General features: G+C 42.8%; 8 protein-coding genes and 1 pseudogene. 5 read left to right on the top strand and 4 right to left on the bottom strand.

Annotation, left to right across the window (positions count from 1 at the left end; all coding sequences use genetic code 11):
* Window positions 1-290: 290 nt before the first annotated feature.
* The gene (locus V7K55_RS00005) at window positions 291-968 is read left to right on the top strand and encodes a potassium channel family protein (protein WP_334826903.1); all 678 of its coding nucleotides are present in this window, start codon (window positions 291-293) and stop codon (window positions 966-968) included.
* 75 nt (window positions 969-1,043) lie between these two features.
* Window positions 1,044-1,604, top strand: coding sequence for a DUF3124 domain-containing protein (locus tag V7K55_RS00010; protein ID WP_334826905.1), 561 nt, complete (start codon window positions 1,044-1,046; stop codon window positions 1,602-1,604).
* Window positions 1,605-1,770: 166 nt separating this feature from the next.
* Here the strand turns inward: V7K55_RS00010 and V7K55_RS00015 are convergent, their stop codons facing one another.
* From V7K55_RS00015 to V7K55_RS00025, 3 genes are all read right to left on the bottom strand, one after another.
* On the bottom strand, window positions 1,771-3,324 hold the full coding sequence (locus tag V7K55_RS00015; RefSeq protein WP_334826907.1) for a cation:proton antiporter: 1,554 nt from the start codon (window positions 3,322-3,324) through the stop codon (window positions 1,771-1,773).
* Window positions 3,325-3,828: 504 nt separating this feature from the next.
* On the bottom strand, window positions 3,829-4,560 hold the full coding sequence (gene radC / locus V7K55_RS00020) for a RadC family protein (protein WP_334826909.1): 732 nt from the start codon (window positions 4,558-4,560) through the stop codon (window positions 3,829-3,831).
* A 576-nt stretch (window positions 4,561-5,136) separates the two neighbouring features.
* The gene (locus tag V7K55_RS00025) at window positions 5,137-5,772 is read right to left on the bottom strand and encodes a transaldolase family protein (RefSeq protein WP_334826912.1); all 636 of its coding nucleotides are present in this window, start codon (window positions 5,770-5,772) and stop codon (window positions 5,137-5,139) included.
* Window positions 5,773-6,058: 286 nt separating this feature from the next.
* On the opposite strand from V7K55_RS00025, the gene V7K55_RS00030 reads away from it, so the two are divergent.
* On the top strand, window positions 6,059-8,584 hold the full coding sequence (locus tag V7K55_RS00030; protein ID WP_334826914.1) for a cyclic nucleotide-binding domain-containing protein: 2,526 nt from the start codon (window positions 6,059-6,061) through the stop codon (window positions 8,582-8,584).
* Window positions 8,585-8,613: 29 nt separating this feature from the next.
* Here the strand turns inward: V7K55_RS00030 and V7K55_RS00035 are convergent.
* Window positions 8,614-9,453, bottom strand: a pseudogene (locus V7K55_RS00035) (Rpn family recombination-promoting nuclease/putative transposase).
* 227 nt (window positions 9,454-9,680) lie between these two features.
* Between V7K55_RS00035 and V7K55_RS00040 the strand changes: the two are divergent.
* Both V7K55_RS00040 and V7K55_RS00045 read left to right on the top strand, forming a co-directional pair.
* Window positions 9,681-10,019 (top strand): hypothetical protein, encoded by a 339-nt coding sequence (locus V7K55_RS00040; RefSeq protein ID WP_334826916.1) that lies wholly within the window; start codon window positions 9,681-9,683, stop codon window positions 10,017-10,019.
* Between the two features lie 60 nt (window positions 10,020-10,079).
* A complete protein-coding gene (locus V7K55_RS00045) occupies window positions 10,080-11,321 on the top strand; it encodes a HEAT repeat domain-containing protein (protein ID WP_334826918.1) in 1,242 nt (413 codons plus the stop codon).
* The last annotated feature ends 74 nt before the right edge of the window (window positions 11,322-11,395 follow it).

Below are 11,395 nucleotides of genomic sequence, written 5' to 3' on the forward strand. Positions count from 1 at the left end.
GTGAAACGCTGTTGCGGCAACGATAGTTTAGGGGTAGCCCTACGCAAAAATAGCTCGATGCCAGGCATACTAATACAAACTAAAAGCCTCCTCATTTTCAATATGAGGAGGCTTTTAGTTTGTATTATTTTTTTGGACTTTCACTCTTTCATTTAGTTATCCCTCTTCTATCACTTTCCGAAATAAGCAAGTAGTAAGCTGCTACGCAGCTAAATTTAATAAACAGCGTTACATTCCTTTGCTAAGTTGTAAAGCGGAATAGGAATTCGAAGAGAGCACAAAGAAGAGCTATGTACGTACTAATTGGTGGAGCAGGCTTAGTAGGCTTAAGTTTGGCGCAAAAGCTGGTAGAACTAGGACATACTGTTGCTGTAATTGATATTGATCTTATTGCTTGCCGCTACGCCCGTGAACAAGTGGGAGCAATGGCTTTTGAAGGCAGTGCTGTGAGTACAGAAGTATTGTTAGAAGCTGGGATTCGCAAAGCCGGTTCCTTGGCAGCGGTTCTGAGAAGTGATGCCTTAAACTTGGCAATGGTAACTCTTGCTAAACACTACGGTGTAACCCATATTTTAAGCCGGATGCGCCACCCTGATTTTGCCGAACCACTGCGGATAGCTGGAGCCAACCATATTATCAGTACTGTTGAACTCTCAGTTTCAACAATGGTGAATGCCATTGAGTATCCACAAGTGGAATCAATGATGCATTTTGAGCAGGGACAGATTGAGGTTCTGAAGCTTTCCATCCCCAACAATTGCTATGTTGCGGGTCGTAGCGTTGCCGAAATCGCTCAAGATTCACGATTTCCTAGTGGTTCGCTAATTATTGGCTACCAAGCCCATCCCCACGAAGATTTGATGATTCCTAACGGCAGTACAATGCTGGAACCTCATTCAACTGTACTGATTGTAACTAAACCAGGATGTTTGCATCAAGTCATTGATTTTATTCAACAAAGATGTTGAGCGCAGTCCCTACCTAAATTTTTTATTATGTGTGGTTAGCTATACACTGATGAAAAATGGGTGTAAATAGTTTTGATGAAGCCGTATCTACATATTTATTTAGCGCTCGCTGTTATTTTTCTGGCATCTTGTCAATCAGCTAATATTCCATCCAAGTCACAACCCGATGCTACTCAAGCTACCCCAGTTCAAAAAGTAGTGACGCTGGATAATAATTTTAAGATAGCTAGCGGTCAAACTATTTATGTACCTGTCTATTCACATATCTATCATCACAATCGACAGGAGATTTTTGAGTTAGCAGTTACGCTCAGTATTCGGAATACAGATTTGACCAATCCCATCATCATTACTGCTGTGCGCTACTATAACTCAGAGGGGAGATTAGTGAAACAGTATTTGGAGCAACCTATTCAACTTGAGGCACTAGCTTCTACAACTTTTTTTGTGAATAGAAATGACACCAGTGGAGGTTTAGGAGCAAATTTTATTGTCGAGTGGGTAGCTCAAACAGAAATATCTGAGCCTGTAGTGGAAGCAGTGATGATTGGTACTGACTTTCAGCAAGGAATTTCTTTTATCAGTCCTGGTAGGGTGATTAAAAATAAGCGATCGCCTTTAAAATATAAATCTTAAAAAAGTGCATTTTGTTATAGGTAGAATTGTAATTATCATCGAAACGGACATGAAATTTTTCAGACATATTTGCAATAAGTTCTCGCCAAATTTATACATCTGAATGGGGAAGCCAGGGAATAAAAATATCTCTTTTTATGCACCATACCCCATACTCAACAACTACTTAATCATCTTCTAGTTTCAGCAATTGTTCATCAAGAGTTTGTATCCGTCCGTGCACAATTTCTTCAGAGAGAATTCGCTTCCGCATTGCCTCATTGAGCGCTCCTTTTTCTGCCAGCAGTAAACGTCGGCGAATGGCATCAAGTTTAGCACTATTGCGACTTTTGCCGTCCAACTCGTCAGGACGACGATTATAAAGTTCTCGCAGTATCTTTTCTGCACCTGCAATTCGTACCTGATAAGCTGAACGCATCTCTTCATAAACGGCTTTTGGCAACACCCCTGATTTCAACAAGCTATCTAATTCATCTTGTGCTGCTTTACCTGTTATCAACTGGGCTTGCAATTCTTCAACCTGTTGTTGAATTTCTGAAAATTTAGATAATTTCAAACGTTTTACTACCCAAGGTAAACTTAAACCCTGTCCGACTAACGACACCAGCACACTACCGAAAACTATAGCTATGAGGACTTCTCGCCCTGGTAATGTAGTGGGTAAGCTCAATGCCAGAGCCATTGAGAGTGAGCCTTTAATATTACCTAAAAACAGTAAATGTTGCCAGCGGAGAGGAATTGGGCGGTCAATCCAACGAATCCCTGCTAGCAAAGGATAGACTGTAAGAACTCGCCCGACTTGATAGGCCAAAACTGCAAGTATAATTGCTGGTAAACTCCTCAAGAGCGTTACCAAGTCTATTTCTACACCAATCAATAGAAAAATAAAGGTGTTGACAGTAAAACTGGCATATTCCCAGAAACTCAACAAGGTAATGCGACTAGAAGCAGAAGTATTGCCAGAAAGAGCAAAATTCCCGAAAATTAATCCAGCTACAACTACGGCCACAGCACCTGATACATCTAGAAAATCTCCAATCTGAAAAGTGCCTAATGCAACTGCTACCGTCAGCAATAAACTGCTAAGGGGATCGTCCAAACGGGCGAATACAGGTATGCTCAAGTAGCCTAAGACTAATCCTACGAGGCAGCCTCCTAGAGAGATAAATAGCGGTTGTTCGATTCCTTGTAGTAACGTGAGTGAACCTGTCGAATATACTTGCAAAACTAGGTTGAACATAACGAGGGCAGCAGCATCGTTAAATAGGGTTTCACCTTCAACGATGGTGGAAAGCCTAGAGGGTACTGGTATCTCCTTGAAGACGGCAATCATAGAAACTGTATCAGTGTTTGCCAGAATTACTCCTACAAATAAGGCAGGTATCCAACTCAGTCCCAATCCAAATTTCAACAGGACGGCAATAATACCACTGGAAAGCACAGCCCCTGGCCCAGCTAGAAGGGCAATTGGTTTAAAGGTACTGCGTAGGCGACTGACATCTGTATTGATTCCAGCTTCAAACAGGAGAATTGGCAGGAAAAGATTTAAAACAAGAGTTGGATTTAAACCAATCGGACGAGATAATAGCTCAGTGATGGGCAAACCTGCTAATACTAAACCCACAACATAAGGGATTCGCAACTGTCGCGACAGCAGAGCTACACCTGTAGCAACGATCAAAAGAATAATTGAAACTTTGACTAATTCTGTAACGTCCACTATTACGTTTTGGAAAGTTATTTTAACTTGACTAATAGATTCTCTCCTCATTCATGTCAAATTAGCAAATTCAGCGTGTGGTTTAGAGCAACAGCGTGATTAGTTAATTTCAGAGTAGGCTAAAGCCTACAATTAGTCTTCATCCCCGACCTAAGAGACGTTCACCCCTCAAAACCTAAAGTGGAGTGGCTTGTCATCAGACATTACAGTTACTGCTAAACTACCAGAGATTTTAATCTCAATTTTGGCGTAGCCACTGATCACAAAATCGGAAAGGATTTCCGATTTAACTCTAGTGAGGGTAATTAAAGATTTTCTTTAATGGGATTTCCAAGGAATAAATTATTCCAAAAAACGAACCACAGAGACGCAGAGAACACAGAGAGAGGAGAGATTAAGAGGATTTTTGCGTCAGTTTTAGAATATTTTTTTATTTGGAAGTCCCTAATTACGAATTACGTTAGCGACGTAGGAGCGTCGGAACGAGCGTCATTACGAATTATTTTAATCCCCTTGCGGATGTTCATCCCACAACGTTGTTAGCTCCCTTATACTCTGATGATTGCCATTACCCAAAATCAGATGATCTAGTACTGGAATCCCCAGAAGCTGCGCTCCTGCTAATAACTGGCGCGTTAATTCTATATCTTCTTGGCTAGGTTCAAGGTTCCCAGAAGGGTGATTGTGGGCAACTATTACCCGCGTTGCGCCTTGACGAATAACTTCCCGAAAAATATCACGAGGAGAAGCTAGGGTTTCGGTTGCTGTGCCAATGGTGATTACTTGTGTACCCAGCAAGCGATTTTTAACATCTAATAGCACCACTGCAAAACGTTCTTGTGTCTGCCACATCAAATCTTGACTGAGGGTAGCAGCAGCAGCAAGTGGGCTATCAATTAATGTGCCATCGTTGGGCCGAGATTGAAAAGCACGTTTACCCAATTCAATTGCTGCTAAGATACTTGTCGCCTTCGCCGGGCCAACACCAGAGATTTGCATCAACTCTGCGGGGCTAACTTCTCGCAAAACTGCCAAAGGATCGCGTTGGTGTTTGCCTAATTCACTCAAAATAAATTGTCCCAAACCCACAGCAGACAGTTTCCCTGGCCCTTGACCAGTGCCTAGAAGAATTGCGATTAACTCTGCTGTAGCTAAAATTTTGGCACCATGCGTCATTAACCGCTCGCGTGGACGCTCATTTGTAGGTAGGTCGGCAATTCTGAGGCAATAGGTCATAAACTAAGAAAATCGTCACCACACATCTAACTATCCTTATTTATCCCTTGTTTGCTCTCCAAATTATATTTAATTGAGAAAATCTTTAGTTTTAGAAAATTTTCTCTCTTTCTGTACATCTTGCTCTCATGAGAATCATGATCCCTATTCTATTTACTTGAAAGTAAGTTGCAATACTCTGTACTTTATCGTACCAAGTGTCCATCGTTGATGAAGATTGTCTGCGTGATGATATTTTACATGCTTAAGCTACTCCATAACCTGTATACAGAGTTCCTTGGATTGACTCCTCTGAAGAAGAAATGTTGGATTTGATGACAGATTACTACAACGCAATTGTTGATTATTACCAAAGTACTGTCAGGTAGCAAAAGGCTCTCTTAGTTTACCTGACATAACTTTTGTAATACCTTAGTAATCAATTGCTGCGGCTGAAAAATACAGCAGCGACAATAATTAAACCTAAAAGCGCGAGAGGAACCCAGAGATTAGGGATATCTGACAAACTCATATTTAATTACAAATTACAAATTACGTTGGCGTGGCGGTAGCGACTGTGCGTAGCGTCATTACGAATTATCCTAAGCCGATGCCTGCTTTAGCAAATTCTTCAACAGTTGTTTGTGAAAATTCATGAGTTGCGATCGCCTGCAACATTCCCAATGGTAAAGTCAAATGATCCGCCCCGGCTTGCAATGAAGCGGCTGCTTCTTCAGGAGATTTGATACTAGCTGCCAAGATTTCCGTATCACTGCCTTTGAGGACGCTAGCCATATCCCGTACTAAGGCTATACCATCACCCAACAACCTGGTAGCACGATTTACATAAGCTATGGCAATTTTCGCTCCCGCCTCCCGTGCAACTGCTGCTTGGGCTGCACTGTAAATTGCTGTCACCGAACAAGTAATTTCTGATGAGAGACTTGCTACCACTTCAAAGCCTAACGGTGTTGCGGGAATCTTTAAAATTGTTTGTGAACCAATAATCTCAAAAGCTTTTCTACCTTCAGCTAGCATCCCAGCTTTATCGGATGCCACAAGTTGATAGTATAAAGGGCCAGAAGTCAAGGCAACCAAATTTTTGAGTGTGATTTCTGGTGGGGTATCGCTTTGAGACAACAGCGTGGGATTGGTTGTAATGCCTTTCACCCATCCCCAAAGCTTAACAACTTCAGCTTCAGATGCGATCGCTGAGTCTAGATAAATTGCCATAGTTCACCCCCGCTCAATTCTCAGATATTAATCCATAACAGCCGCACAAAGATATTTTGACATTCTTTCAGAGGATAATTTCTTTGATAGCGGTTATTGTTTCGATGTAATACTCGGTAGAATAGCATATTTGTGCGCTTTTACTGTATTCCACCGAATTGAAAACAGTTATACATAATAGCCTACACGGAGAATTTAATCCGATCGGCAAAGACTTATGATACAAGCCCCTAAATTTATTTATGGGGATTATTGATTTTGAATTTTGAATTCGGAGCAAAGCGACGTGACATCTCCAGAAATGGTTACATGGCTACAAGAACGCACCTCTTTAGGAATTCTCTCGCCTGAAGTGTTAAATGCGATCGCTCAAGTCATTGAAGAACAAGTTTTACCAGCACAAGTAAACCTTGTGGATGAAGGTACTTCCCCAGAAGCACTTTACATTCTCATAGATGGTCAACTTGAATGCGACAATACTAATCACAGCAACTCAGCTTTAGTTCGTGGATTCCTTCCCGGAGAAGTCATTCACCTCCAGGAGTTGCTATTGGATGAGTTAGCCACATTCACAATTGTTACCCTCACAGAATGTCATTTGTGGGTTGTATCTGCTGAAAAATTTCGGGAATTAGTCACCCAATACCCGGAAATTGCTCAGGCTTTATCTCGCCAATTGGCTCAAGAATTAGCTCAAGCCACATCTGCACTCGGCTATGAACAAGAACGTTCCGTAGCTTTGCGGCCATATTTAGTTACCAAAGCGCAACGGGGAATTGTTGGTACGAGTCGTTATGCTGTGCGGCTACGCGAACAAATTCGAGAAGCTGCTGCTGACCGCAAATCAGTGGATATTTTCGGGGAACCAGGGTTAGAAAAGGACAATATAGCAGCCCTGATCCACTTTGGTTCTCCAAAACGGCGAGAACCTATAATTAAAGTCAATTGCGGTATTCTGCAAACTAGCGGCGCAGACTTATTCGGTCGCGCTGGCGGTAAACCAGGACTGCTGGAATGGTTAGGAGAGGGTACTTTAGTTCTCAACAACATCCAAGAATTGCCCGAAGAATTATTACCTTCCGTGACGCAGTTGCTTAAAACTGGCACATATACCCCTGTAAACCGTTCGGGAGAAACAGCACCTCAACCTCGCCCCAGTAAAGCTAGAATTCTGATTGTTTCTGAAAAAACTCTACCGACCATTGAACGTTTTGTTGGTCACATTATTAAAGTACCACCGCTACGGGTGCGGAAAGCTGATGTTCAAGCACAGGTTGAATATTATACTAGTCTCTACATTCGGGCTAGAGGCGTTCCGAAACCGCACATTACCCCAGAAGCTTTACGTCGCCTCCAGTCTTATGATTTTCCTGGGAACCTTAAGGAATTAAAAAATCTGGTTGAAAGAGCGATCGTCCAAGCGGAGGGTGCTAACGAATTAACAGAAGAAATTTTCTGGCCAGCCGAAGCGAAGAAAAAACGATTTCGGGTGAATCTGTTAAATGCCTATCCTCGTTTGCGGCGGTTTTTAAGGAGTCCTTGGTGGCCCGATCGCATTAATTATGGTTTTACTGCAACAGCTTTTGCAATCATCCTTGCAATATTATTTATTGGGCCGCAAACCCGCGATCGCAATTTCGTATTAAATTTCTTTTGGGCTTGGTGGTGGCCGTTCTTCTTATTTCTCTTTCCCTTTTTAGGACGGATCTGGTGTTCCGTTTGTCCCTTCATGATTTACGGGGAAATTACCCAAAAGTTATCTCTCTGGCTGTGGCCGCGAAAACTCAAACGCTGGCCGAGACAGGAAGCTGAGAAATGGGGCGGATGGTTCATGTTTGGTTTGTTCACCCTAATTTTTTTATGGGAAGAACTCTGGCATTTAGAAAATACTGCTTACCTCAGCGCTTGTTTGCTGCTGTTAATTACCGCAGGAGCGATGATTTTCTCCGCCCTTTTTGAGCGGCGGTTTTGGTGTCGATATCTCTGTCCCATCGGTGGGATGAATGGTTTATTTGCCAAACTCTCAATGACGGAACTCCGCGCCCAGCAAGGAATATGTTCTGCCAGTTGCACGACGTATCAATGTTATAAAGGTGGGCCGCAAAAGGGCGAAGGGCTGGAAACCAATGGATGTCCTTTATACTCGCATCCCGCGCAGTTAGAAGATAACAGAGATTGCGTACTGTGTATGACTTGCCTAAAAGCTTGTCCCCATCGTTCCGTTGAGTTCAACTTGCGTCCCCCTGGAATTGAACTGTGGACAACTCATGTACCCCGCACTTATGAAGTAGCATTATTGTTTTTGCTGTTGGGTGGGATATATCTGCATCGTTTGCCAGAATTACAATCTTGGTTGGGGTTAAAACTCGATTTAACTCAGTTTTGGCAGCACTTCGGATTATCGCTGCTAGTGTTAATTATCCCAGCGATCTTTACCTTTGGGGTTTATGGTTTGCTGAAACTGTTGAACTTTAATCGGAAGCCAAAATCATTTGTAGAACTTGCTTATGGCTACCTACCATTGGTGTTAGGGGGAAACTTGGCTCATTATCTGCGTTTGGGCTTAGGCGAAGGCGGGCGGATTTTACCTGTTACCTTTGCTACTTTTGGTTTTAGTGGAGAACAATTACCAATATTGGTTGCTCACCCGGCTGTGATTGCCTTTTTGCAAGGTGCAACGATAATTTTCTCAGTGTTGATGACTATGTTATTGACGCAAAAGATTGCAAAACAATCAGTGCGATCGCTCCTTGGGCAACATTTAGCTGCGATCGCTTTGGCAGCTAGTATGTGGGCGATTATTGTGTTGTAAAACATTCCCTTTTCAGAGGAAGAATATTGCTACTCTAATGTACTGAACCAGACTTCTAAATCTGCGATCGCCTGAAAATCTAACAATGCTTCACCAAGATTTTCTAATTGTTCTAAAGAGAGAGTTTCAATCTGCGATCGCACCTCTTGGGGTAATTCTCCCACCCGTCGAGTCAGTTGACGGAGAATGAGCAATTGCCCTTCTGTTTTTCGTCCTTCTTCTCGTCCTCGTTGTTCGCCTTCAGCGAGAATTTCTTGATAAATTACTGACTCGCGCATCATACCCTCCCGAAATAATTGTCGAATCAAATCCTGATTGTATTTTAACCCCGCTAAGATTTGGGTGTAAGCAGAAATTTCTGGTCGTTGTCTTGGCTCAAGTTGATTGACTTTTTCCACAACTCGTTGTAATAAGCCTTGGGGTTGCGTGGTTGCTGCCAGTGGTGCTAATGGTAATAAAGCTGGGTCATTGAGGAATGATTCGGGATTTTCTAACCACATTTGAATCACGCGATATTCATGGCGAGTAGTTTCGACTGAAAAGACAGTTTCAATTACCGTTCCTGGTGCAGGGGGAAGCAATAATACGACAACTTGGGTTATGGGTAGACGATACAAACGATACAAGCGCACCCAATAATCTAGCATCCGCAAGGGTAGTGGCGGTGTCGATTCTAGTTTGGTTTGAAATTCCAGGTGGAGAATGCGTCCTTCTAGCTGTAAGAACGTAACGTAATCAGCGCGAATCGGTTAAATACTCAATTCGGTTTTGAGAACTTTGACGGAAGTTTGCTCTGTACCCAAAACCCAACTAGCAAAACGTTCGGGATGTTTTTCGGAAAGTAGTTTGCAGAGGTTATCAAAGGACATTGACGATCGCCAACAATTTAATGAGACATTGCTATTATCTCGTGTAGCAGCATTTAGCTGCGATCGCTCTGAGAGCTAGTATGCAGACGATGATCTCTCTCCAAAAAGGCTAATCACTTAGGCTAGGTGCAAAAAGTGAGTTAAAAACATTCTTCTTCCCTACGAACGTGATAGAAAATACTTATATGATTTATGATTTTTGACTCATAGTGTAAGGATTACAGATAATGCATGTTCTCAAAAGATCCATCAAACCAGCACCTTATATATCATTTCTCCACATCTACCAAACGACTTGGGGGACGGCTGGTGATATTTGTTTAATCCGTGAAGCTGTAGCTGAGGAGAGTACAGCGAAGTTTGTCGGGCATAAAATCCAAATAGCAATTCCCAAAGGGTTGGAGCGCGATCGCATCGCCAACTGTCCCATAATCAAAGTTGCAGGTAATGTCGGCGACGGACATCCGAAAGAGCATCCCTTGGAATGGGAGGCTTATGAAGGTGTAAATACAGAACTAGCTGAAGCGGCTCTCAAACCTTGGGGCTTCAAGTTAATTGAACTCTAATGTAGCGAGTTGATTCAGTTCAACTGCCAGGACGTAGCGCATTACCAATTGGCTTCAAACATGTCTAAGCATCTACTTAAAAAGCGATCGTCGCCCTTTTTCATTTTTCCCTTTACCCTGCTGTTGACTCTCCTGCTCGCCCTGCCTTGGGTAAGCGCGAAAGAACCGCCTAAGCCTAAGCCAGAAGCGTGGCAGATTAACGGTATCGTTGCTGCCCTTGATGATGGATATGACGGAGTAAAAAGACAAGCTCTTAACAAATTCAATAGATATGATCTAAAAAATTTAAAATTGGTGGTTCAGAAACCAGAGGATATTGCTCAGAAACTTTTCAACATCCTCAAGAATAAAACCGTTGACTCATTTGTTCGTTCAGGTGCAGCATCAGCATTGGGAAATCTGGGGGAAGTTGCCAAACCCTACGTCAAAGAAATCGCTGACATCCTCAACGATAAATCTGTTGACTCATCTGTTCGTTCCGGTGCAGCTTATGCATTGGGAAATATGGGGGAGGCTGCCAAACCCTACGTCAAAGACATCGCTGACATCCTCAACGATAAATCTGTTGACTCATCTGTTCGTTCCGGTGCAGCTTATGCATTGGGAAATATGGGGGAGGCTGCCAAACCCTACGTCAAAGACATCGCTGACATCCTCAACGATAAATCTGTTGACTCATCTGTTCGTTCCGGTGCAGCAGAGGCATTGGGAAATCTGGGAGAGGCTGCTAAACCCTATGTCAAAGAAATCGCTGACATCCTCAAGGATAAATCTGTTGACTCATCTGTTCGTTCCGGTGCAGCAGAGGCATTGGGAAATATGGGGGAGGCTGCCAAACCCTACGTCAAAGACATCTTCGACTTCCTCAAGGATAAAACTGTTGACTCAGGTGTTCGTTTCGGTGCAGCATCAGCATTGGGAAATCTGGGGGAAGTTGCCAAACCCTACGTCAAAGAAATCTTCGACTTCCTCAAGGATAAAACTGTTGACTCATTTGTTCGTTCAGGTGCAGCATCAGCATTGGGAAATCTGGGGGAAGTTGCCAAACCCTACGTCAAAGAAATCGCTGACATCCTCAACGATAAATCCCTTGACAAATATATTCGTTCAGGTGCAGCAGAGGCATTGGGAAATCTGGGGGAGGCTGCCAAACCCTACGTCAAAGAAATCGCTGACATCCTCAACGATAAATCCCTTGACCCCTTTCTTCGTTCGGGTGCAGCATCAGCATTGGGAAATCTGGGAGAGGCTGCTAAACCCTATGTCAAAGAAATCGCTGACATCCAGCAATTCTCATTTTGAAATAAATAGAGTATTAACCCCATTTTGAAAATCAAAATGTAGTACAAAATAACTATTTTTTTAGAGAAAGGAGA

The sequence above is a fragment of the Nostoc sp. genome (assembly GCF_036919895.1).
Classification (GTDB): Bacteria; Cyanobacteriota; Cyanobacteriia; order Cyanobacteriales; family Nostocaceae; genus Nostoc.